The sequence below is a fragment of the Ruegeria sp. N10 genome, assembly GCF_056531545.1.
Map to the genome: position 1 here is coordinate 1 of NZ_JBQFLY010000002.1, position 23,668 is coordinate 23,668.

A 23,668-nucleotide genomic window follows, 5' to 3' on the forward strand; every position below is an offset into this window, starting at 1 on the left:
GCGGCTTCCTCCCTGAGAGATTTTCCAACGCGGGCCACGGTCGGCCCCAGTCCAAACCTTGCACTCTGGCCCGCATCAGAAAATCTTCATCAAAGCCGTCATCCGACGGCATTAGCGATTAGACCGGTTTGTGGTTGCGAGCGGTCATTGGGGCCGCTCTCAGGATTGGTCCGACATCGGCCCTCCCAGTACTATTCAACGAGTTTTCAAGCTCAACTCCGAGATCCTACCGTCGCCTGACCCTCTCTCGATTACGCTCCCGACGTTCGATGTTGATCCGGTGGTCGCGGCCCAATGCCCGGTAGAAGCCCGGTCCCTTGGACCAGTTCAGAAAGTGGGCAAAGCTGTCGACCTGATCGTCGTTGCGTCCGCGTGGAAAGGACTGAAGCTCCCGTTTGAATACCGGCAGCCAGGGTGCATCTGCAGGCAGATAAACCTTGCCCTCTTCGACAGGACCGCAAGCGGACTGGAACCGGGTTTCCTTGTCCTTGTCGGGTTTAATGCGTTCGTAGCGCCGACGGTCATCACGAAACAATTCGTCCAAAAGAGGTTTGCCGGAGGCCGCATCTTCGATCAGGACACGATCGGGATCCCAACGGCCGACAAGTTGCAGTGCCTTGGCTTTCAGGTCTGGGTAGTCTACCTGCCCGCGCCAGACGTCGATAAGATGCCACGCATTTTCGCGGAACCCCCAGGTTGTACAGACAGAGAAATCAGACCGGGGGTCTGCCGACATGCCCGTATCCCAGCTCTGAACCACCAGTTGGAACCAGCGGCGATCTTCGATGGTCTCGTAGGTGCCAAACCACTCCCAGCGCAAGGGCGACCCGTCGGGAGCAATGGGGTTCTGCTGATACTGGCAATTGAACACGGCCGCGCCCATTTCGCGACGCTTGGTATCCAGCGTTTGCTGATCCAAACGGGACGGGCACAGGAGATCACCCGGTTTGCGGCGCATGACCCTTCCACGCCCAAGAGGAACCACCTCATGGCCTTCTGCGATGGCAGGCAGATTCAGATGCCGGTAGGTCCCGCGTTCGAGCAGATAACCCGGCGGATCCATCTCGTGCAACCGTTGCGCAACCATAACCACACGCCCTTCGGCCGGATTGTCGAAGCGCGACAACAAGGTCCCCTCAATGAACTCCTGCGCCTTGACCAGCTCGGCTTCGGAGCCGGCATCTCCGGCTTTCAGCAGGTCATCGATGATGATGTAATCGGCGCCATGACCGGTGACAGAACTTCCAATGGAGACAGCCTTACGGCTGCCTCCCTTTGTGGTGCGGATTTCTTCTGAGGTGTTGCCCTTTTTAGCCAAGACCGTTTCAGGGAACATTTCCCGGTACCAGCGCGCAGACATGATCCGACGACAATCTTCGGAATGTTTGCGCGCCAGATCCAACCCATAGCTGGCAACGATGATCTTGGCGCTGGGGTTATGACCGAGAAGATAAGCGACATATGCAACGGCCACGGTGACCGATTTCAGGCAACGTGGCGGGATGTTGATGATCAGTCGCTTGTTTTCGCCTCGACGGACATTGTCCAACTCATGGCACATGGCCCGCACATGCCAGGCCGGATCAAAGCTGCGGTCAGTTCCCTGGTGCAGCGTGCCAAACACACGCCAAACGAAGGGAAAGAAATTGTCCCGGCAAACCTCGCGAGCGGCTTGCACGACGATTTTTGGATCAGGAGTCGTCATCTTCCGCCTCCTCGTTTTCCAGATCACCGTCACCGTCCAGTTGGCTGGAAAAGAAATCCCGGAGGATGTCGTAGTCGACAGCGTCGGGCTCAACCGTACGGACGCTTTCTTGCGCGTCCAATTCACTTGCGTTGAACAGATCTGTGTCCAGCTTAAGCAGCGCCATCAACAATTTCGTGTCGCCCTTCAACGCGCCTGCCGTGAACCGCTTGGCAATTGCCTCAGCCTTGGAAATCCGGATTTCGTGGCTGCCTTCGCGAACCGTAATCTTGGTTTCCAATTCACGTTTCAAGCTGGCATTCACCCCCTTGGCACCTTTCGGCCGCCCTTTCGGATTGCCGGATCGGCCTTTTTTGAATTGGGTCGCTTTGGGCGGTTTGCCGTAGCCGACCTCATACTCTTTCGTATCGTCAGACATGACCCACCTCCTGTTCTGAAGTGGTATCGTTGGCCGCAAAACGCGCATCGAACGTCTGGCCTGTTACCGCGTGCACGGCGCTATCACCGGTCATCTCCTGCCAACGGCGGATGGCCACATCGACATAAGCCGGGTCGAGCTCAATAAGCCGCGCTTGGCGCCCGGTTTTCTCAGCTGCCAGCAGAGTCGCGCCGGACCCGCCAAAGGCGTCCAGCACGACATCGCCGCGGTGGCTCACATCCATGATGGCATCTGCAACCAGAGCTGTCGGCTTCACCGTGGGATGATCCGCGAGATCCGCCTCGCGCCCTGCCCCAAAGCTGTTCACACCGGCGTAATCCCAGACGTTGGTCCGGTTGCGCCCGTGTTTGCCCAGCTCGACGTTGTTGATGTGCGGCGCACCAGGCTTCTTGAAAATGCAAATCAGCTCATGCTTTGAGCGATAAAGGCTGCCCATGCCTCCGTTCGTCTTGTTCCAGACGCAGAGATTGATGAGGTCCAATCCAGCTGCTTTGCCCGCCGTAATCAGTTCTTCGATATGACGCCAGTCCATGCAGATCATCGCGATGCCTCCGTTCGGCAGGCAGTCAAACAACTGCGTGATCGCGCCTGAAAGAAAGCCGCGGAACTCGCTATCCGTCATTTCTCCCGACGCCATGGCAAACTCGCGGTGTTCGGCGCTATTGCCGGACCGCACATGCCCATTGACAGGCACGTTGTAAGGCGGATCGGTGAAGACTATCTGCGGGGTCTCGCCTTCCAGCAAGGTGTCGTAGCTCTGGGCTTGAAGGGCGTCCCCGCAGAAAATGCGATGATCTCCGAGAACCCAGAGGTCGCCCGGCTCCGTGACTACGGGTGCCGCAGGGTCCGGCGTCTCAACAGTTTCCGCTACAGATACCGTCACCTCACCGACGCTGTCGATAATGATGTCGATCTCCGGTGTTTCGAACCCTGTGATGTCCAGATCAAAGTTCAACTCGCCATCAAGGCTGAGGTCCATCAGCTCGGCAAATTCGATCTGCAACGCCGCTTCATTCCAGTCCGACAATTCCGCCAGCTTATTGTCCGCAATGCGCAGAGCGCGCACTTCCGCTTCTGACAAATGATCCGCGACAACAGTCGGTACGGAATTCAACCCCAGGGCCTTAGCGGCCTCATAGCGGCCATGACCCGCGATGATTGTGCCCGAACCATCCAACAGGATCGGAGTGACAAAGCCAAACTGGGCCACCGATGCTTTCAGTTTGTCGACATTCTTGGCCGCGTGCACGCGGTTGTTGTTGGCGTAGGGCTTGATCTGGCTGATCTGGGATTGGATAACTTTTTCGGCCATCCAGATAGGCGTATTGGACGCCCGAACGTCGCTGTGTGTGTTTTTGGCAGGCATAACCGCCTCCTTTTGCGTGACGCCGCGCGGACGTCGAGATGGAGGGATCGCGCTGGAAAATCGGAGAGAGCACAAATCGCAACTCCCCGGACCAATCGATCCGAGACGTTGCTCCTTTGAATGCTCTCTGCGGAAACCTGTGTTTCCAATGAGTGCTGCCTGCGGGAGCAGTTTCCCGCCCTGATAGTCCGGGCGATTAGGTCGAATGTAGGTGCCATCAATACGAGACGCAACCCCCCAAACTAAAAGTAACCAATTAAGATTGTTGACGAATAATCGGGGGTACGCCAGCAACGCCCTTCAAAACACACGCCTCAAGTAATCGCTTCAGAAAGAGCTGGACTGTTGCCGTCAACCACGCATCACTGAACCCACGCCCGAGCCATTCGGGCGCTCCTCGGTACCGGGGTTCGGCATCTAGCCAGCCCCAAATCAGAGGAGACAATACATGTCCAAGCGGAAGCAAACCAAAATTGACAAAGTGCAACACTTGTTGCGCCGCCCGAGCGGCGCCAGCCTTGAGGCGCTCTGCAAAGCAACGGGATGGCAGCCTCATTCGGTCCGAGCAGCTCTAAGCGGTCTGCGGAAAAAAGGCGTCACAATTGAACGGCGGACATCCGACAAACCAAATGGACCATCCACATATCATCTGGCGGCGGGAACTGGAGAAGCGTCATGACCAAGACGAGCGATGTCGCCGATCTCGCCGCCATGGGTCGATCGGATCTGGTCACGCTTTGGCAGCAACTGTTTGATCAACCCGCCCCCGCCATGCTCAGCCAACCCTTTCTGCGCCGCTTTATCGCCTTTGAGATGCAGTCCCGCCGTCATGGCAGGCTACCCCGCCAGGTCAAAGCCACGCTGGAAAAGGGCTCTGGGAAGAAACCCCGGCCTACATGCCCTGCCCTAAAACCCGGCGGGCGCCTGCTACGCGAGTGGAATAGTGTGACCCATGTAGTCGACGTTACAGAAGACGGCTTCACTTGGAACGGTCGGTCCTATCGCTCACTCTCGGCCATCGCCCGAGAGATTACCGGCGCGCATTGGTCAGGGCCGCGTTTCTTTGGGCTCACCGGCAAGGCGGCCAAATGAGCCCGCGCCGTAAAATCCGATGCGCCATCTACACGCGCAAGTCCTCAGAAGATGGTCTGGATCAGGACTTCAATTCGCTGGATGCGCAATATGAGGCCTGCGCGGCCTATGTCGCAAGCCAGCGACATGAAGGCTGGACCCTGTTGTCCGGGCGCTACGATGACGGTGGCCTGTCGGGCGGCACCCTAGAGCGACCCGCCCTTCAGCGCCTTCTTGAAGAGATCGATGCCGGGCGTATTGACATGGTGGTGGTCTACAAGATTGACCGGCTGACCCGGTCGCTTGCCGACTTCTCTAAGCTGGTCGACCGGCTGGAACAGGCAAACTGTTCTTTTGTGTCCGTCACGCAGGCCTTCAATACCTCATCTTCCATGGGCCGGTTAACGCTGAATGTGCTGTTGTCCTTTGCTCAGTTTGAACGGGAAGTCACCGCCGAACGTATTCGCGACAAGATTGCAGCGTCGAAGAAGAAGGGGCTTTGGATGGGTGGCAACCTGCCTCTGGGCTATGATCGCCACCCCGATCCGAAGGCAAGAACGCTGGTGGTGAATGAAGAGGAGGCCAGAACGGTCCGGCATCTCTTTGGGCTTTATGACGAGCTTGGTTGCCTGCGCAAAGTAGAAGAACGGGCAACGGCAGAAGACCTGCGGTCAAAACGGGTTGTTCGGACAGATGGCAGTGTGAAGGGGGATTGTCCGCTGTCACGGGGTCAAATCTATTACCTGCTGCGCAATCCGGTCTATCTCGGAAAAATCCGACACAAGGATAAGATCTGGGACGGACAACATCCGGCGATCATCGATCAGGACATCTGGGACCGGGTGCAGGAAAAAATGCGACAGGCCTCCAACCGCTCGCGGGCACGCGGCGACTCCGATGCGCGCCAACACTCCACTGACCCCGGGGCCTGGCTCACCGGTCTGCTGTATGACGAAACTGGTGATCGGTTGACGCCGACCCACACCACGCGCAACGGCCGACGGTTGCGCTACTATATCTCCAATCGACTGATCTCAGGCGGCAAGGATATCTCTGGCTGGCGACTGCCCGGCCCAGCGCTGGAAAACGCGGTCATTGATGTCATCGTCAGACATTTGCAAGACGCCGCCGCGGCGCACCAAGTACTGGCGCAGCCGGAGGCCGGGTCAGCCGAGGCAGTTCAGACTTCAGTTGCGGATTTAGTAACCCGGCTTCTAGGCCATGGCTGTCAGATCGGCGCTGCTCTTCTGGCCAAAGGCAAACTTGCACGAGGACAGATCGACCTCGAATTTAACCCCAAAACTCTGGCAAGCGCACTTGGCATCGCGGCCGATCATCTGCACCCGGATCTCACCCACGTCACCGCATCTTTCGATCTGTGCCGCCGCGGCGTCGAGGCCAAGGTCATCGCCGGAGACATGGCACCCCAACCTGATCCCCACCTCCGGTCCATGCTGATCCGCGCCCATGGCTGGGCCCGTGATCTGAAGGCCGGAGTTCAACTGATGGAGATTGCCCGCCGCGAAAGCGTCCCTGACGCCTTCATCCGCACCCGTGCTCAGCTCGCCTTTCTCTCACCAAAGATTCAAACGGCGATTCTCGACGGGAGCCAGCCGCCCGAACTCACACTCAAGCGTCTGGTCAGCGTGACCCACCCACTTGAATGGTCCGAACAGGAACGCCTGTTCGGCTTCTGACATCTCCAGCTCCTGCGTCCCTGATACAGACTTCGCCCTCCCTGATCCGGCGGAACAATTCCCTGTTCGCACGAGGAAATTCCCTGTTCCACCTTTTAGGGAATTTGCAACATAAACCTCTGAGAAACATACAGTTCTGATAGAAGAAATGACGGAAGTCAGTCCCGGTTTGCGAATATTCCCTGTAAATTGCAGGTTATCAGGGAAATCCAGCCCAAAGCGACCCCGCTAAAATGCGACACTGAGACTCGCGCCTGAATTGTCCTCTGAATGTACGGTTTGCTTCGTCTCTGATTGAAAGCGCATGCGCCAACGCGCGGGAATTGCGTAACAATTCCGGATCAGAAAATACAACTGAAGTGAGACAGGTATGAGTGGCGGGGAGACAGGGATTCGAACCCTGGGGACGCTCTCACGCCCAACGGTTTTCAAGACCGCCGCATTCGACCACTCTGCCACCTCCCCGTCGAAGGCAGGGTCTAAGCGCAAGTTCTGCCAGAGGCAAGTCGAAATCGGGATTTCTTGCCGAAGCCCGCGCAGCAGTCTTTCCATGACTCTTCAGCCGCGTTATGATCCCCGAAATAGACCGAAACAGGCTGGCAAGCAGAACCAGCAGACCGGCAGCGGGGTTCCGAGAACGAGACCCCTTCAGGCAAGGGATAAGCAGATGAAGCGAGCGATCATGACACGCCCGGGACCAAAACGGTTGGCGTATCTGGCGTTGACTTTGACAGTTCTGAGCGGGTGTGAGGACATTCTTCAAGAGGCTGAAAAACCTGAAGAAAACTCAAACAAAACCGAACTCCTTCCCGAGGCGGCCTCGGGTTCGCAGCGTGACGTCGAAGCCCCTGATGTTTTTCAGGTCACCGAAGCGGGGCTTTGGGATGGCAGACCCTCGCTGGGTGGGATCTGGGTTGCCTACCCGGATGTTTCACAGCCCGAGCGTGTCGTGATTACGAACACTACGAACAACAAGTCCGTAACAGGGGCCCTGTTCCGACGTGAACGCAACCTGCCCGGCCCGGCACTTCAGGTGTCATCTGCGGCTGCGGAACAGCTCGGAATGCTGGCGGGCGCGCCGACAAAGGTCAGTGTCGTCGCACTGCGCCGTGAAGTTGTAAAGGAATCACCACCAGAGGACGCGCCCAAACCGGAAGACGAGGCGGCGGATACGGTTGCGGTGTCGGATGCCGCAGCCACCGACGATCCATCCGCGGCAGATAGCGAAAAACCGGCCAAGCCGAAATGGTGGCAAAAGAAGGCGCCAGCGGCAGCAGCTGGTACAGCAGTGGTTGCGGCGGAAGCGGCAAGTTCTGCCAATGAAGCAACCGAAGGTACGGGAACAACCACCGACGCGGCATCAGCCACTGAGGATCCGACAGAGCCCGCTGAAGAAAAACCCGCCAAGCGGAAGTGGTGGCAGAAACAAGAGCCAGCAGCGGCGGCTGCGGGAGCCACCGTGGCTGCGGCGGATGTCGCAACAGACAGTGTGGATGTGGCCGCAGAAGTTGCGGCGGCCGCAGCTGCACCGGCGTTGTCCGATGCGCCTGTCGAAGCCCCCGCTGAAAAACCCGCGAAACGAAAGTGGTGGCAAAAGAAAGACCCCACTGAAATCACCGAAACGCCGCTGGACCCCATCGAAGGCGCGGCAGCCGCGATTGACGCGACCGAAGCGATTCCGACCGCGGCAGCAGCAACAGGCGCTGCGTCTCCGCTGAGCAAACCATTCGTGCAGATCGGGACATTCAGCGTCGAAGCAAATGCCAATGCCGCTGCTGAGAAAGTGCGCCGGAATGGCATGTCGACTGTTGTGCGGGAACTGAAAACCGAAAACAAAACAGTATGGCGGGTCCTGGTTGGCCCTGCCACAACCCGGGCCGAACGCAAAGCCATTCAAAAAGATGTAAAGGATCTTGGTTTCAAAGATGCGTTCACCGTGTCCGACTGATACAGGGAGGCATAACATGCTATCCTCATTGCGAGTTTCTGTTCTGGCCATTGGGCTTGCCGTGCTGGCAATCCCGGCTCAGGCTTTTGATACATCCGCACGCGCGGCATATGTGATCGATCAGACCACCGGTACGGTGCTTTTGGCAAAAGACGCTGATCAACCCTTGCCGCCTGCATCCATGTCCAAGCTCATGACGCTGTATGTTGCTTTCGAAGCGCTGCGTGACGGAAGACTGACGCTGGACGAAACCCTGCCCGTGTCCGAACACGCGATGAGCTACGGCGGCTCGACCATGTTTCTGAACACGCAGGACCGGGTTCGGGTCGAGGACCTGCTGCGCGGCATCATCGTTCTGTCAGGCAATGACGCTTGCGTAGTGCTCGCCGAGGCGCTGAGCCCCGACGGGACAGAGGCAGGGTTTTCCCGATATATGACCCAACGCGCCAAGCAGATCGGTATGAACAACTCGAATTTCGCGAACTCGAACGGTTGGCCTGCCGCCGGACATATGATGTCGGTTCACGATCTGGCGGTTCTGGCCGACAGGCTGATTACCGACTTCCCCGAATATTACCCCCTGTTTTCAGAAGAGGAATTCGAATTCGATGGCCGTGCGCCATCGAATGCCCGTAACCGCAATCCGTTGCTGAAACTGAGCATCGGCGCGGATGGCCTGAAAACCGGCCACACGCAGGAGGCCGGATACGGCCTCGTCGGCTCCGCCAAACAGGGCGACCGCCGTGTCATCTTCGTCCTCAGCGGGCTGGACAGCACCGGCCAACGGGCAGAGGAGGCTGAGGCCGTGGTTAACTGGTCGTTTCGAAATTTTATCGAGAGGACAGTTGCCAACGCGGAAACGCCGATAGCCGAAGCCAAGCTGTGGATGGGCGAGAAAAAGACCGTAGGTCTTGTACCTGACGGCGATCTGACGGTTCTGTTTCCAGTTCTGGGCACACAGAACGTCAAGGCCGAAGTTGTGTATCAGGGTCCCATCAATGCGCCGGTCAAAAAAGGCCAGCAACTGGCCGAGCTTGTCATCAAGCCTGAAGGATTGCCGGAAATAAGACGTCCGCTGGTGGCAGCGGAAGACGTTGCAATTGGTGGATTTGTCGTTCGTATGCTGACCGTTGGTGGCATTGTTCTGAAAGACGTGATCAATAACCCGCTGGAGTCGATGTGACCAGGGCTGGGTTATTTCTGACTTTCGAAGGCATTGACGGATCAGGCAAGTCAACTCAGGCGCGGATGCTGGCAGATCAACTGCGCGCGCAAGGTCGTGAGGTCGTTTTGACGCGTGAACCGGGCGGCTCGCCTGGCGCGGAAGAAATTCGTAGTCTGGTGTTGGAAGGTGATCCCGACCGCTGGTCGGCAGAAACGGAAATTCTGCTGTTCACGGCCGCCCGCCGCGACCATCTGGAACGTACGATCGAACCCGCGCTGGCCGCAGGGCAAGTCGTGATCTGCGACCGTTTTGCCGACAGCACACGCATGTATCAGGGCCTATCGCGGGGAGATCTGCGCGGCCTTGTTGATCAGCTGCACAGCCTGATGATCAAGCGCGAGCCTGACTTGACGCTGCTGATCGACATGGACCCCGATACCGGCCTGTCCCGCGCCAAAGGGCGGCAAGGCGCGGAAGAACGGTTCGAAGATTTCGGCCCGGACCTGCAAAAGAAAATGCGGGCGGGCTTTCTGGCGCTGGCCCGTGAGTTTTCCGACCGTTTCCGCGTTGTGGACGGCAACCGGGACATGGACAGCGTTGCACAGGATGTGACAGAAATCGTCCAGGCTGCATTGCGATAGACGATGAATGACGAAATCCCCTCTCCGGATCAGGTGCCTGGTGCGCCGCATCCCCGCGAGACCGCCCAGCTTTTTGGTCAGGATGCAGCGGAACAGGCGTTTCTGACCGCCTTCAACTCGGACCGGCTGCACCACGGCTGGTTGCTGACCGGGCCGCGTGGCGTCGGCAAGGCAACGTTGGCCTGGCGGATTGCGCGGTTCTTGCTGGCAACACCTTTGGCAAACGACGGTGGGCTGTTTGGCGCGCCGCCACCGCCAGAGACTCTCGACATTGATCCCAACCACCCGGTGTCACGTCGCATACTGGCCGGGGCCGAGCCGGGATTGGCCGCGATAGCCAGGTCACTGAATGATCAGGGGCGGCTGCGCAACGAAATCGTTGTGGACGACATCCGAAAGCTGGGAAAGTTCTTTGGCCTGTCCTCTGCCGATGGCGGGCGCCGGGTCGTAATCGTGGATTCGGCGGATGAGATGAATGTCAGCGCCGCCAATGCACTGCTGAAGATGCTGGAGGAGCCTCCGGCGCGTACAACTCTTTTGCTGGTATCGCACCAACCCTCGCGCTTGTTGCCGACCATCCGCTCTCGGTGCCGGACCTTGCGTCTTGGGCCCCTGAGTGCCGGGGATATGCAGGACGCGCTGTCGCAAACCGGGACGACCTTACCGACGCATCCCGAATATCTCGCCGCATTGGCTGCTGGCTCGGTCGGGGAGGCCGTTCGCCTGATCAATCTGGGCGGGCTTGAAATATATGCCGAACTGATTGCCATTCTGGGCACCCTGCCCCGCCTGAACCGGCAGCGCGCGCTGGCCCTGGCCGAGGCTGCGGCACAACGCGGCGCGGCCGAGCGCTTTGATCTGCTGCTGACACTGATCGATATCGCCTTGTCTCGGCTGGCCCTGACCGGGGCAACCGGAGCACCGCCGACCTCTGAGGCCGCCCCAAACGAAGCTGAAACGCTGGCCAGACTGTCAGATTCTTCGGATCAGGCCCGTCGCTGGGCCGAAGTCGCAGCGACAATCACAGCCCGCACGCGACATGGTCAGGCGGTGAACCTTGACCCTGCCGCTCTGGTCCTAGATACGGTGTTCAAGATACAGGAAACCGCCGGCCAGGTCAGATGAGCGACACCCCCCAGATCACCGACAGTCACTGCCACCTGGACTTCCCGGATTTTGACGGTCAGTTGGACGACATCATCTCGCGCGCGGCCGAGGCTGGCGTGACCCGGATGGTGACGATTTGCACCAAGCTGCGCAATGAACCCGCAGTCCGTGCAATTGCCGAAGCCCATGCACCGGTATTCTACGCCGCAGGCACCCATCCGATGAGCGCCGCTGACGAGCCTATGGTCTCGGTCGATGAATTGTTTGCGTTGGCACAACATCCCAAATTTGTGGGCATCGGCGAATCCGGTCTGGATTACCACTATACCGCCGACAGCGCTGAGCTTCAGAAGCAATCCCTGCGCATTCATATCGAAGCAGCCCAGCGCACAGGGTTGCCTTTGATCATTCATGCCCGCGCGGCAGACGACGATATGGCCCAAATTCTGGCCGAAGAGTATCGCAATGCGCCCTATTCCTGCGTGATGCACTGTTTCTCGTCCTCGGCCGAGTTGGCCAAGGCCGCGCTGGATCTGGGGTTTTACCTGTCCATGTCCGGCATTGCGGCCTTTCCCAAAAGCCAGGAGTTGCGCGACATTTTCGCAAGCACGCCAGTGGATCGCATTCTGGTGGAAACCGACGCGCCCTATCTGGCACCGCCCCCTTATCGTGGCAAGCGAAACGAACCGGCCTATACCGCACATACAGCCCGAAAAGGGGCCGAGCTGTTCGGGTTGGAGTATCCGGCTTTTGCCGCCCAAACTCAGGCGAACTTTGACCGGCTGTTCAGCAAGGCGGCAACGTACAGGGCCGCTGCATGACCGAATTGCGATTTACCATTCTGGGCTGCGGATCGTCAGGCGGCGTACCCCGGTTGGGTGGTCACTGGGGTGATTGCGACCCTGCAAACCCCAGGAACATTCGCCGACGCTGTTCCCTGCTTGTCGAGCGTGACGGTCCAGGCGGCACAACCTCCGTGTTGATTGATACGACCCCGGACATGCGCAGCCAGTTGCTGGACACGGGCACCGGGCGGCTTGATGGTGTGGTCTATACACATTCTCACGCGGATCATGTCCATGGAATCGACGACCTGCGCATGATCGTGTTCAACATGAAAACCCGTGTTCCGGTCTGGGCTGATGGTGATACTCAGAACGCCCTGCTGGGGCGGTTTGGATACGCCTTCATTCAACCCGAAGGGTCACCCTATCCTCCGATCCTCGACCTCAAGTCCATCGAAGGGCCGTTCGAAATCAACGGACCCGGCGGTTCCATTCCGTTTCGTCCATTCAAGGTGAACCACGGCTCGATTGATTCTCTGGGCTTTCGTATGGGGCAGCTCGCCTATTTGCCGGATGTTGCCGAAATTTACGACGCCGCATGGCCTGAAATGGAAGGGTTGGAATATCTTATCATCGACGCCCTGCGCCGAAGCCCTCATCCCACACATGCACATCTGGAAAAAACGCTGGAGTGGATTGGGAAGCTGCAACCAAAAAAGGCGATACTGACCAACATGCATATCGATCTGGACTATGCGACCGTCGATGCAGAAACTTCGGACAATATCACCCCCGCCTATGACGGGATGGTGATACATCACGCGTTTCAGGCCCCTGTTCCTTTTGCATAAGATATCGCAGCTTGGCAGCTGCATGGGGGCCAAATGCTGCAAAGCCTGATTGACGTCATTCTTCCTGTCTTTCTTGTGATCGGTGCCGGTTACACGGCAACACGAACAGGTTATTTCAAAGAAAACCATGTCGACGGGCTGATGAGATTTACGCAAGGGTTCGCGATCCCATGCCTGTTGTTTCTGGCCATCGCGCATCTGGACCTCAGCGCCAGTTTCGATCCCCGGCTTTTGGCCAGCTTCTATTCCGCCGCTGCCTTGTGTTTCACCACGGGTCTTTTTGGTGCGCGCATCATTTTCAACCGCGAATGGGAAGATTGCGTGGCAATCGGGTTTTGTTGCCTGTTCTCAAACTCGGTTCTGCTTGGATTGCCGATTACCGAACGCGCTTATGGTCCTGAGAACCTGACAGGCAACTATGCGATTATCGCCTTCCATTCCCCGTTTTGTTACGGCGTTGGGATCACGGTGATGGAGGTTGTCCGCAATCGCGGAAACGGTGGCGCGCGCATGGCACGTTCTGTTCTGTCTGCAATGTTCAAGAACGCGCTGATCCTTGGTATTGCACTGGGGTTCGTGGTCAATCTGTCCGGTTTGACCATCCCGGCTGTGGTGGACGAAGCCCTTGGTCTTATCACTCGGGCCGCCCTGCCCGGCGCCCTGTTTGCACTGGGCGGGGTACTGGTCAAATACAAACCCGAAGGCGATCTGCGAACTATCGCCTTTGTTTGCGCAATCTCGCTGATGCTACATCCCAGCCTAGTGTGGATATTCGGCAAGTCCACGGGGCTGCCGCAGGACCTTTTCCGCTCGGGGGTGTTGAACGCAGCCATGGCGCCCGGGTTTAACGCCTATATCTTTGCCAATATGTATGGCCGCGCCAAGCGGGTCGCAGCTTCTTCTGTTCTCATTGGGACAGCCACATCCATCCTGACTGTCTGGCTTTGGCTAACGGTTCTGGGCTAACAGTAGTGTTGACCTCAGTTCGCACAGAGGCACGTAACGCATATCGTGTCAGGAGATCCAAATGCCACATGCCATCATCGTCGCACATGGCCAGCCGTCCGATCCAGAACCGGCTGAGGCTGCTTTGGCTGCATTCGCGGCTTCGGTCGGCGCCCTGACCGAGCATGTAACGGTGCATGCTGCAACTCTGGCCGCGCCCGGCGCGTTCGAGGCTAAGCTGAACAGCCTGCCGGAAAACACGGTCATCTATCCGCTTTTCATGGCAAACGGATGGTTTGTCACCAGCGCACTACCCAAGCGATTAGGGGATCACAAAGCGCGCATACTAGATCCATTGGGTGTTGATCCAGAGCTACCGGAATTGACCGCGCACGCCCTGCAATCCGAGTTGTCCGAAAGGAATTGGGCAACTGCGTCGACCGATCTGGTCATTGCGGCCCATGGGTCGGGGCGTAGCCGAAACCCGTCGGTCGTGGCTCTGAATTTCGCATCGCAGCTTCAAGAAATGCTGGCTTTCAAATCTGTCCGCGTTGGGTTTGTTGAAGAACCGCCATCCATTTCCGAAGCCGCGACTGGCATGGGGGCTCAGGCGCTGTGCCTTCCGTTCTTTGCCTGCACCGGGGGGCACGCAGTGGACGACGTGCCCGCCGGATTGCGCCAAGCAGGCTTCAAAGGCGTTCTGCTGCCTGTGGTTGGGGAACTGCCACCCATCCGGCACCAGATTGCCAAGCAGGTAACGAAGGCCGTTCAGCTCGCGTAAAAATTCGCCTGAGTTCTTTGCCCCGGAAACAGGCAAAACTCAGGTTTGCGCTTTGATCAGAGTGGAATACAGGCGGTGGCAGGACCGGCCATCTCGCTTGGCCTGATAAAGGGCGACGTCGGCGGCGTGAAGGATGTCGGCGGCTTTAGGAACCTTGAACTGGGTGGACAAGGCCGTTCCGATACTTGCAGAGATACAGCACGGTTGGTCCTGAAACATTATGGGTTCATTCAACCTCGCGATCAGGCGCCCGGCGATGGACTCCAGGGTTTCTTCCCGCGTCAGACCTTTGAAAATAATGACAAACTCATCCCCGCCGACCCGCGCGACCGTATCGTCTCCACGCGTCTCTTCAAGCATGATGCGGGCCGCCTGTTGCAGGACGTAATCCCCGGCAGCATGGCCCAGCCGATCATTCACGGATTTGAAGAAGTCCAAATCCAGATGCATAAGGGCGAATGTAGAATTTGTCAGGATCAGATGCCCCAGCAAATGATCCATCGCGCGGCGGTTCTTCAATCCTGTCAATGTATCGGTATATGCCTGCTCTTCCGCGGCTAGCATTGCCCCCTGAAGCCTGAGATTAAGTGAACGAGACGCTTCCATCGCGGCGGATTTGGCTTCGACCAGATACAACAGCTCGATCGCCAGGTCGGTGCCGGAAAAATCAGCGCTTGTCAGGGCGTAATCCCGAACCGCATCCAAAATCGAAATACCGAATGACAGATTGATGACTGCACCGCCCGAGTCGGGCAAGGGCGCGACCAGGCCTTTCAGGGTCGTACGCGGTTCATCGCGAAATCTCAGATGCAGTTTGGCACCGGCCATCGACATCAACGCGGGAAGGGTGGTGACTGTTCTGGGGCGGATCAGCTCGAACACGTCCAGAACCCCCAGCCCGACCAAAGGCAATTCGGGCCGCAGCTTTTGCAGTGTCGGACCCGCTTGTTGAATGCATCCGCTTCGGTCCACCAACAGGAACATCGGGCAAAGCGTTTCCAGAAGATCTGCCAGTTCCTGAGCATGTGTCATCTGTTCCGAGCCCCCAGATCAAAATGGCGCCCCTCGGCAAAGGCGCTTTCGACCAAAATGATTGAAATAATTTCACAACACTCCTGACGACCCTCATGCGACAGCATCACCAGCGCACCATAATCATCGGCCATCGCGCGCAGGACCCCGACCATAACACTGGAAAATCCCGGTAAGTCCGGAAGGCAGCACAACTGGTATTCCGTGGCTGAAAGCTCTCTCAACTCAAGCGCAGGCAAAGTCAGATCAGAGACAGCCAGTCTCACGCGATCCGCAAGATCATCTAGGGAATGAAGAAACTCGACATAGGTGACACCCCCAAACCTGAGCAGTCGGCGCAGCCCTTCCATGTTCGGATGGGACACCAGATATGTTCCTAGATCTTCAAGGATTTCCGCCTGTGGTCGGTTGAGGTCAATACTCAGGGCCTCGAGCAACCGGGTCGTCATGTCATCGTCATAGATGAGCATGGCTTCAAACTCGACAAACCCAAGCCGCGCACCTTCGGTCACGCGAACCCAGCAGGATTGCCCGTAGGTCGCGCCGACAAAGGACTGTATCGCCCGATTGATCAGACCATGCATCGGATGCCTCAGATTGGTGTCCTTGGCACTGTGGTCTGAGAAACCTTAACAAATAGCCAAAATTCGCCCCGAGTTGCTGTGAATGCAACTGAGTATCAAGACGACTCTACCCACCTTGTCAGAAGTCCGTCGGCGCGCCGCCTTCGGCCTTGCGGCGTTCGACGAACTCGGCCAGTTCCTCGCGAATACCATCGTCCATCGGAGGGGCCTCAAAGCTCGAGATGATCTCTTTGAACATGTGATGCGCACGCTCAGCCGTCCAGATGCCTCCGGCGGCCTCCCAGCCTTCATAGTTCTTCCAGTCACTCAGGAAGGGCTGGTAGAAGGCCGTGCTGTAGCGATCCTGTGTATGCTGGATGCCAAAAAAGTGACCGTCATTGCCAACCGCTCGAATGGCATCCAAAGCAATCTCATCCGGCCCGGTCGCGGTCAGATCAGGGTTCATATAGCGCTGAATTTGCTGCAAAACCTCGCAATCCATGATGAATTTTTCCGGGCTGGCGATCAGGCCGCCCTCCAGCCAACCGGCGGCGTGGTACACCATGTTGGTGCCCGACTGTACGGCCGCCCAGAGCGAGTTCGAGGTTTCCCACACGGATTGCCCGTCTGGCACATTGGCCGCACACACACCGGATGAACGCAGCGGCAGCCCATAATATCGCGCCATCTGCCCGGTCATCTGTGTCGAGCGCATGTATTCCGGCGTCCCAAAAGCGGGCGCGCCTGATTTCATGTCCACATTGGATGTGAAAGTTCCGATTACACAGGGGATACCAGGGCGCACATATTGGAACAGAGCGATGGCGCACAAGGCTTCGGCCAGGGACTGTGCAACCGCACCCGCCATCGTTACTGGTGCCATTGCCCCCGCCAGCGTAAAGGGGGTTACGACAATCGCCTGCCCGCGCCGCGCCAATCTAAGGCAACCATCTATCATCGGATGGTCATGCTTCAACGGCGAGGTCGAGTTGATGTTGGTGTACATCCGTGGCGAGGCCTCGAATTCCTCGTGGCTGAGACCGCCCGCGATGCGCACCATCTCCATCACATCTTCAACACGTTCCTTACCCAACGAATAAGCGTGCATCGCCTTGTCGGTCAGGGTCAGCTTGTCATACAGCACATCCAGATGCCGGACACTGGCATGAATATCGACGGGTTCTACAGGATATCCGCCTGCGAAGTGAATACAGTTGAAGTACTGCGTCAGTTTCAGAAGATTCTGGCACATCTCGCGATTGCCCGGCACTTTCTTTCCGATCTCCATGTCCCAGTAATTGGGCGGAGATGAAACGTTGCCAAACAGGATATTCTTTCCACCTATCTCGATCCTGTGGTCAACATTTCGGGGGGTAATGGAAAACTGGCTGGGCGCCTTGGCGATCATCTCCATGACAAAATCGCGCCCCATGCGGACGTTGTCACCATTGATCGTGCACCCCGCTTCGCGCAGGATGCCGATTGCCTCTTCGTTGTAGAATTCGATCCCGATCTCTTCCAGAATTCGCATGGCCCCTTCATGGATCGCTTCGATCCCGGCCTGATCCAGCGGTTCAGTCGGGCGATCTATATTGATGGGTGGGTCCCACGGCATCTGGTCAATCACCGCGCTACCCCTGCGCGCTGCCGCACCTGCGCGTCCTCCGCCGCGGCGTTTGCGTGTGTTGGTTTCGGCCATGGTTGCCTCCGTTCTGGCTTGGTACAAGCAAGACCCGAAGACGCGTTTCTGGCCGCTCCATCTGCGACAGAGCTTGTCGGTTTTCTATAATTGTTCGTCGATTTTCGGGATCAACACATCATTTTTCGGCCAGCCACGCTGGAATGTGACCGATATCCGGAAGGACCACATCCGCCATCGGTGCCAGCGCATCTGCTTCTGCCAATCCGGTCAAAACGCCAATGGTGATCATCCCGGCTGCGCGCCCCGCTTGCAGGTCATGAACACTGTCACCCACCATTGCAATGCGCGACGGCTCGACCCCGACCTGTGCGGCAAAGGCCAGCAACTGACCTGGCCCCGGTTTGAACCCATGACCACTGTCATACCCAGCGATAAAATCAAAGTGTTCGCGTATTCCAGCAGATTCCAGATGCTGCAATGCCGGGTGCTCACTGTCATTTGTCGCAACGCCCAGTTTGATCCCGGATTGCTGCAACCCTTTTAGGAATGGACCCAACGGCACGGCAGGGGATTGAGGAGCGGCTGCGGCCTCGGCATTCATCATGTCCACAACTTCCTGCAATGTCACATCGTCAACATGCGCAATAAGCACCTCGGCGATTTCTTCGACCGTTGCGGCGATCACAATGCTATCCGTGGAATACCGCTCTTGCTCGAAGTCAAATCCGATGATGCTCCCGAGTTCCACCGCCCGGTCTACATCCCCCTTTGTCAGACGCATCAGCAACGACCGCCCGAAGGTTCCCCAGGTTTTGGCAAAATCGAACAAAGTGCCATCCTTGTCGAAGACGATTGCTTCTATTGGCATCGCGTGCTCCTGCGGAAAAGGTGTTCAGGTCCAGTGTACATCGCCACCGCCTGACAGAACCGCCCGCGCTTGGGCAGGGTGATCATAGGCGATCGAGTTGGCGTCACAAAACGCCATGACCCACGAATCGTCAAGCACTAGAAAATCGAGAACCGAAGCCAGAAAGTCCCGGTCACCGGCCCGATTGCGAACATCCCCGATCGAAGCACCTGTCGAGCCAAGAAAGACAGGCAAAAGCTCGTCATTGCTGACCAGCCAACCCAAGGCCGTCAGAGCAAGAGTCTCGGCTGAATCGGGCGAAATGGACATAAACAGTGCTCGGATCAGGTGATGGAAAGAGTTTGTTAACCAGACTCATAAACAATTTGTTCACGCATGCAATCAACGGTGAACGACTATGTCTGTGCAAGGCACCATCCTTGTCCTCGACGGGGTATCAACCAACCGCATAATGCTGAAGGTTCAACTGACCGCTGCCTGGTATCACGTGGTACAGGGTGGAAAACTTGAAGGGCTACAAGCCCTTGCGCGTCGCGTTCAGCCGGACCTTGTACTGACGGCACAGACATTGCCCGACGGAACAGCCGCAGATGTCAAGAAAGCCCTTACCGAAGTATCTGGCCTGGATGACGTGCCCGTTGTCGTACTTGCAGCACAGAATGACAAAAACGCGCGCCTGCGTGCCCTGAAAGACGGGCTGGACGATGTGTTGACGCATCCTTTCAAAGATACGTTGCTGCTGGCACGCATTCGCAGCCTTTTGCGTGCGCGCGCAGTTACTCAAGATTTGCAGGTCAGCAACGGATCACAACCTATTGGATTTGGGGAACCCGCCCCTGTCATGATCACCCCCCCGAACGCGGCCCGGGTTGATATCTTGACCAATACTGTCCGAACCGGTGCCCTTTGGCACAAGGCCTTGCAAGGCCAGCACCATTTCGATCTGTCCTGGCACCTTCAATCGAACTTGCAGGGCGTTTTGTCCGGACCGATACCGGACGCGATTGTGGTCGAACTGAGCTCGCACCCGTCCGCGCTGAATATCCTTGCAGATCTCAGGTCACGGGCAGCAACCCGGAACACTGTCCTGATTGGCGTCTTGCAAGACTACGATGCCGTGCAGGCCTCAGAAGCGCTGGACAGAGGAGCAGACGCCGTGTGCCTGGGGGGATTCTGCGCGCAAGAGATCCTGTTGCGGCTGAACAATCAGATTGCGCGCAAGGCGCGGCTTGATCATTTGCGCGTATCATTGAGAAAAGGGATCGCCGAGTCCTGGATTGATCCGCTGACCGGGTTGCACAATCGTCGTTACGCCATGCGGGCATTGGATCAGATCGTGCGCCAGTCTGCCCGTACCGGGTGTGGCTTTGCCGTCATGCTGGCGGATCTGGACCATTTCAAGGCCATCAATGACTGCCATGGCCACGGCGCCGGTGATTGTGTTCTGACGCTGGCCGCAAAACGCATGCAAAGCGCACTTGGATCCAAAGGTTTTGTCGCCCGTATCGGCGGTGAAGAGTTCATGTTCGCGGTGCCCGATGTGTCACAAAAGCAAGCCAGAAAACTGGCTGAGACCATCTGCGACAGCATTTGTCGCGCCCCGTTCCTGCTATCGGACCAAGGTTTACAGGTTAACGTCACGATCAGCATTGGGCTGGAGATGCCGCAATCGGGTCAGCCGGGAAAAGAACGCACGCCCGTTCCTGTAGAAGATATCCTGAAAGCCGCCGATAAAGCCCTTTACGCAGCAAAAAAAGCGGGGCGCAATCAGGTGAGTATCAGGCAAAGCGCCGCCTGAACCCGTCAATCCTTTTTCTTGTGTCCATGCGGCCCGCGTTCGACGATCTTTTGCAACCTGTCCGCATAAGACTGCCGCTCTGCGTCGCTCATGGCGGTGACGCGAGCCAGCCATCGTGTCTGCAAGGCTAGTTGCAGTTCTGCCGTTGCCTGCGACTGTTTCTGCAACAACACTTCAACGGCGACTGGTTCGAAGGGCACTGTGCGCAGTGCCAGGCTCAAGGCTTCAAAGTCCTGTCTGCGCCCCCTTAGGTCTTTTTCGCGTAGCGCAGACAGTTCCCCTCGCATCGCTTTTCGATCATCTTTCGGCAAAGAGCGATATAGCGCCGGGCCGAATCCCGGCGGTGCCTCGGTGTGATCTCCATCCTTCAGGCGCAGCACGGTTCCGACTGCAACACCGACAACCAACAGGTTCAGAGCCAATGACAAGACCAACAAAACCGTCATCCACCGGCGTTTCGGTTTAAGGGCAGCGTTCATTCTGTGCTCTCCAGAAAACTCGTGTCATATCCAAGGTCCGCCACAAAAAATGCCGCCTCTTGCGATGTCAGCAGATTGGCGGGATCGGGCAGGAACCCCGGCGCGGAAAAACCGATCCAGAGCCCCGCCGCACTGGCGGCGATCAAGCCGCCCACCCCCTGCCAGCCACCTACGTTGTCCATCATTCGATGCCAGATCGAAGATTGAGGTCGAGGTTCAGGCCCTAGGCGACTAAGACGGAGTTTTTCAGCATCTGTCTGGATGCGCACGGCCAGATCGTCGGGCAGCGCCGGTCGGTTCTGCCGAGCCTGCGCAAACAAATGATCCAGTTCCAGGTTTTCATCCGTCATCGTCATACCCCAGTTCTTCACGTCGCCCGGCCAGTATCGCGGTCAGACTTCGTTTGCCCCGCGCGGTCAAGCTTTCGACCGCTTCTACTGAAATTCCCATGATCCCGGCAATTTCAGGGTTGGGCAACTCTTCGATGTGGCGCAGAATCACTGCCTGCCTCTGCCTTTCCGGCAGCTGAGACAGGGCAAGCTGCAATGCATCCACGCGGGCCTCATCCTGCAGTCGGTCGGCTACGCTGGCTTTGCCATCTTCTGGCTCAGGAATATCCGACAACCTGCCGGGGGCCTTCCTGCGCCGGATGTCCACACACAGATTCAACGTCACGCGATACAGCCATGTCGACACTTTGGCCTGACTCGGCACCCATTCCGGCGCCATCTGCCACATCCGCATCATCGCCTCCTGCGTTACGTCTTCTGCCTCGGCCCGATTGCCCAACATACGCAACGCGACGGAATAACAAAGCGGCCCAAGGCGATCGGTTAAGACCCGCGCAGCCTGTGCGTCACCCTCAGCAAATTGGCTCAGCAACACATCGTCGCTGAGAGAGCTCGCGGTGCAACCCGCACCGCGAACATTGTGTAGGTGGGAGGTCAGGTTCTCCACCCTGCATCAGTTGTCGATTGCACCCGACTTGTGGTGCTTTTTCTTATGGTGCCGTCCCATCCGGTCTTTGGCATCGGCAAATTCCTGTTCCGATATTCCACCACTGTTATCTGCATCCATCCGGTCAAACATCTTGTCACCCCGGCGCGGTTTCGGCAACTCGTCCTGGCTTAGGAACCCGTCTTTGTTCGCATCGTTGTTTTCGAACATTTTGGTGACGCGGTCGTTTGCTTTTTTCTGAGCGGCGGCCTGCATCTCCTCAAGGCTGAGCTGGCCGTCCCCATCAGTATCCGCGGCCGAGAAACGCTCGGTGCGATGTGCTTCCATTTCCTGCTGTGTCACTTGACCGTCGCCATTGGCATCCAATTCCTGAAAGGACACTGGCTCACGACCACCCGGGCCAGCCGCCAGAACAGACGTGCCGGTGATTGCAACACCCGACAGGACAATCGCCGTGATGAACTTTGCGTTTTTCATTTCGGTTTTCCCTTGTTGACGCGGCCTGAGTGCCGCTGCTCATATCCATTCAAACGCGCGAGGCAGGGAATTCCGTCGCAGTGTCAGCAACTTTTTTTGAACCATCTCGGTATTTCACAACGTGGTTCACCCTAGGTGCGTTGCAAAGCGACGCACCCCCCTTTAAAAACCACCCGTTCAGGCGCATTATCCGCCAAAGATTACTGCGCGAGTTATATTATGACGGATCAGACGATCGACACCACAACCCAGAGCGAGCGTGAAACCTGGCCCGCTTTGGTCAAAGGGTTTCGGTGCAAGTGCCCTAGTTGCGGCGAAGGCAAGCTGTTGCACAGCTACCTGAAAGTGAATGACACCTGCTCGAACTGTGGACAGGAACTGTTTCATCATCGCGCCGATGATGGGCCCGCCTATCTGACGATCCTGCTGGTCGGGCATTTGTTGGCCCCGGCCCTGCACGTCTCGTATGTGAACTGGCGCCCGGACCCATGGGTAATGGCCATCGGGTTTTCCATTGCTTGCATTGCACTGTCGCTGTTTTTGCTCCCCCGTTTGAAAGGCGCTGTGGTCGCCTATCAGTGGGCGCGTCGTATGCACGGTTTTGGCAACGATTCATGAGCCGGAAGAAGCGATTGTTCTCGGCATGATGACCGACAAGACCGCCATCCGCGACGCCGCAACCGTCATCGTTTTGCGGAACAGGTGGACCAATCCGTCGATCCTGATGGGTCAACGTGGGTCCAAGGCTGTGTTCATGCCCAACAAATTCGTGTTCCCCGGTGGAGCGGTCGATCCGGCGGATGCGGATGTACCGCTTGCGACCGCACTGCCTGACCTGTGTTCTGAGCGGTTGGCGGAACAGGCGGAATCCGGAAAACAACACGCCCTTGCCGCCGCAGCAATTCGCGAGCTTTGGGAAGAGACAGGACTTGTCCTTGGCCAGACAGGACACTGGCCGGGCAGCATTCCCGACGACTGGCAGAGCTTTTCCGCCATGGGTTACGTGCCGTCGGCAGCTGCGCTACAATTTGTTTTTCGCGCAGTCACACCGCCCGGTCGCCCCCGCCGGTTCGATGCGCGGTTTTTTCTGGTCGATGCCGATGCGCTGCAGGGCGATCTGGATGATTTCAGCCATGCCTCGGACGAGCTGTCGCATCTGCAATGGGTGGAACTGGATCGGGCGCGCGACCTAGATTTGCCGTTTATCACCGAGGTTGTTCTGGCCGAGGTCGCGGCCCGGGTGACCTCACCCGAGCCGCCAGTATCGGTTCCGTTCTATCAGAACAACGAAGAAGCCAATCTGTTCCTGCGGCTCAGAGGCTATCCGATGCCCGAGCACGACTGACCGATC

General features: G+C 57.7%; 26 protein-coding genes and 1 tRNA gene. 14 read left to right on the top strand and 13 right to left on the bottom strand.

Annotation, left to right across the window (positions count from 1 at the left end):
- Positions 1 to 226: 226 nt before the first annotated feature.
- From terL to ACR0JI_RS03325, 3 genes are read right to left on the bottom strand one after another with little or no spacing between them, the layout of a single operon-like run.
- Complete coding sequence (terL, locus tag ACR0JI_RS03315) at positions 227 to 1,705, bottom strand: phage terminase large subunit (RefSeq protein WP_170352647.1); 1,479 nt, start codon at positions 1,703 to 1,705, stop codon at positions 227 to 229.
- The gene (locus tag ACR0JI_RS03320; RefSeq protein WP_093964947.1) at positions 1,692 to 2,123 is read right to left on the bottom strand and encodes a DUF5681 domain-containing protein; all 432 of its coding nucleotides are present in this window, start codon (positions 2,121 to 2,123) and stop codon (positions 1,692 to 1,694) included. Before ACR0JI_RS03320 ends, terL begins: the two co-directional genes overlap by 14 nt.
- Positions 2,116 to 3,510 carry a site-specific DNA-methyltransferase gene (locus ACR0JI_RS03325; RefSeq protein WP_245223230.1) on the bottom strand — a complete coding sequence of 465 codons (1,395 nt, stop codon included), beginning with the start codon at positions 3,508 to 3,510 and terminating at the stop codon, positions 2,116 to 2,118. Before ACR0JI_RS03325 ends, ACR0JI_RS03320 begins: the two co-directional genes overlap by 8 nt.
- A 448-nt stretch (positions 3,511 to 3,958) precedes the next feature.
- On the opposite strand from ACR0JI_RS03325, the gene ACR0JI_RS03330 reads away from it, so the two are divergent.
- Genes ACR0JI_RS03330 through ACR0JI_RS03340 form a run of 3 tightly spaced genes read left to right on the top strand, consistent with a single transcriptional unit; the run spans position 3,959 to position 6,278 of the window.
- On the top strand, positions 3,959 to 4,189 hold the full coding sequence (locus tag ACR0JI_RS03330; protein ID WP_093964945.1) for a DUF3489 domain-containing protein: 231 nt from the start codon (positions 3,959 to 3,961) through the stop codon (positions 4,187 to 4,189).
- Positions 4,186 to 4,602 carry a DUF2924 domain-containing protein gene (locus tag ACR0JI_RS03335; protein ID WP_093964944.1) on the top strand — a complete coding sequence of 139 codons (417 nt, stop codon included), beginning with the start codon at positions 4,186 to 4,188 and terminating at the stop codon, positions 4,600 to 4,602. The genes ACR0JI_RS03330 and ACR0JI_RS03335 overlap by 4 nt, the downstream gene beginning before the upstream one ends.
- Positions 4,599 to 6,278 (top strand): recombinase family protein, encoded by a 1,680-nt coding sequence (locus ACR0JI_RS03340; RefSeq protein ID WP_480476148.1) that lies wholly within the window; start codon positions 4,599 to 4,601, stop codon positions 6,276 to 6,278. The genes ACR0JI_RS03335 and ACR0JI_RS03340 overlap by 4 nt, the downstream gene beginning before the upstream one ends.
- A 375-nt stretch (positions 6,279 to 6,653) precedes the next feature.
- On the opposite strand, the gene ACR0JI_RS03345 is transcribed toward ACR0JI_RS03340, so the two are convergent.
- Positions 6,654 to 6,743, bottom strand: a tRNA-Ser gene (locus tag ACR0JI_RS03345).
- A 202-nt stretch (positions 6,744 to 6,945) separates the two neighbouring features.
- On the opposite strand from ACR0JI_RS03345, the gene ACR0JI_RS03350 reads away from it, so the two are divergent.
- From ACR0JI_RS03350 to ACR0JI_RS03385, 8 genes are all read left to right on the top strand, one after another.
- Positions 6,946 to 8,226 (top strand): SPOR domain-containing protein, encoded by a 1,281-nt coding sequence (locus ACR0JI_RS03350; RefSeq protein WP_480493853.1) that lies wholly within the window; start codon positions 6,946 to 6,948, stop codon positions 8,224 to 8,226.
- Between the two features lie 16 nt (positions 8,227 to 8,242).
- Positions 8,243 to 9,409 (top strand): D-alanyl-D-alanine carboxypeptidase family protein, encoded by a 1,167-nt coding sequence (locus tag ACR0JI_RS03355; protein ID WP_480493852.1) that lies wholly within the window; start codon positions 8,243 to 8,245, stop codon positions 9,407 to 9,409.
- Positions 9,406 to 10,032 carry a dTMP kinase gene (tmk, locus tag ACR0JI_RS03360; protein ID WP_480493851.1) on the top strand — a complete coding sequence of 209 codons (627 nt, stop codon included), beginning with the start codon at positions 9,406 to 9,408 and terminating at the stop codon, positions 10,030 to 10,032. Before ACR0JI_RS03355 ends, tmk begins: the two co-directional genes overlap by 4 nt.
- Positions 10,033 to 10,035: 3 nt before the next feature.
- Positions 10,036 to 11,157 (top strand): DNA polymerase III subunit delta', encoded by a 1,122-nt coding sequence (locus ACR0JI_RS03365; RefSeq protein WP_480493850.1) that lies wholly within the window; start codon positions 10,036 to 10,038, stop codon positions 11,155 to 11,157.
- Entirely contained in the window at positions 11,154 to 11,960 is an 807-nt protein-coding gene (locus tag ACR0JI_RS03370) for a TatD family hydrolase (RefSeq protein ID WP_480493849.1), read from the top strand. The genes ACR0JI_RS03365 and ACR0JI_RS03370 overlap by 4 nt, the downstream gene beginning before the upstream one ends.
- A complete protein-coding gene (locus ACR0JI_RS03375) occupies positions 11,957 to 12,775 on the top strand; it encodes an MBL fold metallo-hydrolase (RefSeq protein ID WP_480493848.1) in 819 nt (272 codons plus the stop codon). Before ACR0JI_RS03370 ends, ACR0JI_RS03375 begins: the two co-directional genes overlap by 4 nt.
- Before the next feature lie 33 nt (positions 12,776 to 12,808).
- Complete coding sequence (locus ACR0JI_RS03380) at positions 12,809 to 13,741, top strand: AEC family transporter (RefSeq protein WP_480476134.1); 933 nt, start codon at positions 12,809 to 12,811, stop codon at positions 13,739 to 13,741.
- A gap of 61 nt (positions 13,742 to 13,802) precedes the next feature.
- Entirely contained in the window at positions 13,803 to 14,501 is a 699-nt protein-coding gene (locus ACR0JI_RS03385; protein ID WP_480493847.1) for a CbiX/SirB N-terminal domain-containing protein, read from the top strand.
- Between the two features lie 39 nt (positions 14,502 to 14,540).
- Here ACR0JI_RS03385 and ACR0JI_RS03390 read toward each other — a convergent pair whose 3' ends face one another.
- The 5 genes from ACR0JI_RS03390 to ACR0JI_RS03410 all read right to left on the bottom strand — a co-directional run bounded on the left by ACR0JI_RS03390 (position 14,541) and on the right by ACR0JI_RS03410 (position 18,915).
- Positions 14,541 to 15,533, bottom strand: coding sequence for a diguanylate cyclase domain-containing protein (locus ACR0JI_RS03390; protein ID WP_480476130.1), 993 nt, complete (start codon positions 15,531 to 15,533; stop codon positions 14,541 to 14,543).
- On the bottom strand, positions 15,530 to 16,117 hold the full coding sequence (locus ACR0JI_RS03395) for a heme NO-binding domain-containing protein (protein ID WP_480476128.1): 588 nt from the start codon (positions 16,115 to 16,117) through the stop codon (positions 15,530 to 15,532). The genes ACR0JI_RS03390 and ACR0JI_RS03395 overlap by 4 nt, the downstream gene beginning before the upstream one ends.
- 118 nt (positions 16,118 to 16,235) lie before the next feature.
- A complete protein-coding gene (locus ACR0JI_RS03400; protein ID WP_480476126.1) occupies positions 16,236 to 17,795 on the bottom strand; it encodes a trimethylamine methyltransferase family protein in 1,560 nt (519 codons plus the stop codon).
- Between the two features lie 118 nt (positions 17,796 to 17,913).
- Entirely contained in the window at positions 17,914 to 18,606 is a 693-nt protein-coding gene (locus ACR0JI_RS03405; protein WP_480476124.1) for an HAD family hydrolase, read from the bottom strand.
- Between the two features lie 24 nt (positions 18,607 to 18,630).
- Complete coding sequence (locus ACR0JI_RS03410) at positions 18,631 to 18,915, bottom strand: DUF3572 domain-containing protein (RefSeq protein ID WP_480476122.1); 285 nt, start codon at positions 18,913 to 18,915, stop codon at positions 18,631 to 18,633.
- 88 nt (positions 18,916 to 19,003) lie between these two features.
- Here ACR0JI_RS03410 and ACR0JI_RS03415 point away from each other — a divergent pair, with 88 nt between their 5' ends.
- On the top strand, positions 19,004 to 20,404 hold the full coding sequence (locus ACR0JI_RS03415) for a diguanylate cyclase domain-containing protein (RefSeq protein WP_480476120.1): 1,401 nt from the start codon (positions 19,004 to 19,006) through the stop codon (positions 20,402 to 20,404).
- Positions 20,405 to 20,409: 5 nt separating this feature from the next.
- On the opposite strand, the gene ACR0JI_RS03420 is transcribed toward ACR0JI_RS03415, so the two are convergent.
- From ACR0JI_RS03420 to ACR0JI_RS03435, 4 genes are read right to left on the bottom strand one after another with little or no spacing between them, the layout of a single operon-like run.
- Positions 20,410 to 20,883, bottom strand: coding sequence for a periplasmic heavy metal sensor (locus ACR0JI_RS03420; protein ID WP_480476118.1), 474 nt, complete (start codon positions 20,881 to 20,883; stop codon positions 20,410 to 20,412).
- On the bottom strand, positions 20,880 to 21,233 hold the full coding sequence (locus ACR0JI_RS03425; protein WP_480476116.1) for a hypothetical protein: 354 nt from the start codon (positions 21,231 to 21,233) through the stop codon (positions 20,880 to 20,882). Before ACR0JI_RS03425 ends, ACR0JI_RS03420 begins: the two co-directional genes overlap by 4 nt.
- Positions 21,223 to 21,840, bottom strand: coding sequence for an RNA polymerase sigma factor (locus ACR0JI_RS03430; protein ID WP_480476114.1), 618 nt, complete (start codon positions 21,838 to 21,840; stop codon positions 21,223 to 21,225). Before ACR0JI_RS03430 ends, ACR0JI_RS03425 begins: the two co-directional genes overlap by 11 nt.
- Positions 21,841 to 21,846: 6 nt before the next feature.
- On the bottom strand, positions 21,847 to 22,317 hold the full coding sequence (locus ACR0JI_RS03435) for an EF-hand domain-containing protein (protein WP_267362793.1): 471 nt from the start codon (positions 22,315 to 22,317) through the stop codon (positions 21,847 to 21,849).
- A gap of 219 nt (positions 22,318 to 22,536) precedes the next feature.
- Here ACR0JI_RS03435 and ACR0JI_RS03440 point away from each other — a divergent pair, with 219 nt between their 5' ends.
- Positions 22,537 to 22,935, top strand: coding sequence for a DUF983 domain-containing protein (locus ACR0JI_RS03440; RefSeq protein WP_480476112.1), 399 nt, complete (start codon positions 22,537 to 22,539; stop codon positions 22,933 to 22,935).
- Positions 22,936 to 22,960: 25 nt separating this feature from the next.
- On the top strand, positions 22,961 to 23,662 hold the full coding sequence (locus tag ACR0JI_RS03445) for an NUDIX hydrolase (protein WP_480476934.1): 702 nt from the start codon (positions 22,961 to 22,963) through the stop codon (positions 23,660 to 23,662).
- Positions 23,663 to 23,668 lie beyond the last annotated feature (6 nt).

What these genes read in the sequence shown, in the direction of transcription:
- ACR0JI_RS03420 (WP_480476118.1), bottom strand. Translation starts at nt 20,883, where the DNA reads ATGAACGCTGCCCTTAAACCGAAACGCCGGTGGATGACGGTTTTGTTG.
- ACR0JI_RS03340 (WP_480476148.1), top strand. Translation starts at nt 4,599, where the DNA reads ATGAGCCCGCGCCGTAAAATCCGATGCGCCATCTACACGCGCAAGTCC.
- ACR0JI_RS03405 (WP_480476124.1), bottom strand. Translation starts at nt 18,606, where the DNA reads ATGCCAATAGAAGCAATCGTCTTCGACAAGGATGGCACTTTGTTCGAT.
- ACR0JI_RS03440 (WP_480476112.1), top strand. Translation starts at nt 22,537, where the DNA reads ATGACGGATCAGACGATCGACACCACAACCCAGAGCGAGCGTGAAACC.
- ACR0JI_RS03330 (WP_093964945.1), top strand. Translation starts at nt 3,959, where the DNA reads ATGTCCAAGCGGAAGCAAACCAAAATTGACAAAGTGCAACACTTGTTG.
- ACR0JI_RS03385 (WP_480493847.1), top strand. Translation starts at nt 13,803, where the DNA reads ATGCCACATGCCATCATCGTCGCACATGGCCAGCCGTCCGATCCAGAA.
- ACR0JI_RS03320 (WP_093964947.1), bottom strand. Translation starts at nt 2,123, where the DNA reads ATGTCTGACGATACGAAAGAGTATGAGGTCGGCTACGGCAAACCGCCC.
- ACR0JI_RS03370 (WP_480493849.1), top strand. Translation starts at nt 11,154, where the DNA reads ATGAGCGACACCCCCCAGATCACCGACAGTCACTGCCACCTGGACTTC.
- ACR0JI_RS03365 (WP_480493850.1), top strand. Translation starts at nt 10,036, where the DNA reads ATGAATGACGAAATCCCCTCTCCGGATCAGGTGCCTGGTGCGCCGCAT.
- ACR0JI_RS03435 (WP_267362793.1), bottom strand. Translation starts at nt 22,317, where the DNA reads ATGAAAAACGCAAAGTTCATCACGGCGATTGTCCTGTCGGGTGTTGCA.
- ACR0JI_RS03375 (WP_480493848.1), top strand. Translation starts at nt 11,957, where the DNA reads ATGACCGAATTGCGATTTACCATTCTGGGCTGCGGATCGTCAGGCGGC.
- ACR0JI_RS03425 (WP_480476116.1), bottom strand. Translation starts at nt 21,233, where the DNA reads ATGACGGATGAAAACCTGGAACTGGATCATTTGTTTGCGCAGGCTCGG.
- terL (WP_170352647.1), bottom strand. Translation starts at nt 1,705, where the DNA reads ATGACGACTCCTGATCCAAAAATCGTCGTGCAAGCCGCTCGCGAGGTT.
- ACR0JI_RS03395 (WP_480476128.1), bottom strand. Translation starts at nt 16,117, where the DNA reads ATGCATGGTCTGATCAATCGGGCGATACAGTCCTTTGTCGGCGCGACC.
- ACR0JI_RS03355 (WP_480493852.1), top strand. Translation starts at nt 8,243, where the DNA reads ATGCTATCCTCATTGCGAGTTTCTGTTCTGGCCATTGGGCTTGCCGTG.
- ACR0JI_RS03380 (WP_480476134.1), top strand. Translation starts at nt 12,809, where the DNA reads ATGCTGCAAAGCCTGATTGACGTCATTCTTCCTGTCTTTCTTGTGATC.
- ACR0JI_RS03400 (WP_480476126.1), bottom strand. Translation starts at nt 17,795, where the DNA reads ATGGCCGAAACCAACACACGCAAACGCCGCGGCGGAGGACGCGCAGGT.
- ACR0JI_RS03445 (WP_480476934.1), top strand. Translation starts at nt 22,961, where the DNA reads ATGATGACCGACAAGACCGCCATCCGCGACGCCGCAACCGTCATCGTT.
- ACR0JI_RS03410 (WP_480476122.1), bottom strand. Translation starts at nt 18,915, where the DNA reads ATGTCCATTTCGCCCGATTCAGCCGAGACTCTTGCTCTGACGGCCTTG.
- ACR0JI_RS03335 (WP_093964944.1), top strand. Translation starts at nt 4,186, where the DNA reads ATGACCAAGACGAGCGATGTCGCCGATCTCGCCGCCATGGGTCGATCG.
- ACR0JI_RS03350 (WP_480493853.1), top strand. Translation starts at nt 6,946, where the DNA reads ATGAAGCGAGCGATCATGACACGCCCGGGACCAAAACGGTTGGCGTAT.
- ACR0JI_RS03415 (WP_480476120.1), top strand. Translation starts at nt 19,004, where the DNA reads ATGTCTGTGCAAGGCACCATCCTTGTCCTCGACGGGGTATCAACCAAC.
- ACR0JI_RS03325 (WP_245223230.1), bottom strand. Translation starts at nt 3,510, where the DNA reads ATGCCTGCCAAAAACACACACAGCGACGTTCGGGCGTCCAATACGCCT.
- ACR0JI_RS03390 (WP_480476130.1), bottom strand. Translation starts at nt 15,533, where the DNA reads ATGACACATGCTCAGGAACTGGCAGATCTTCTGGAAACGCTTTGCCCG.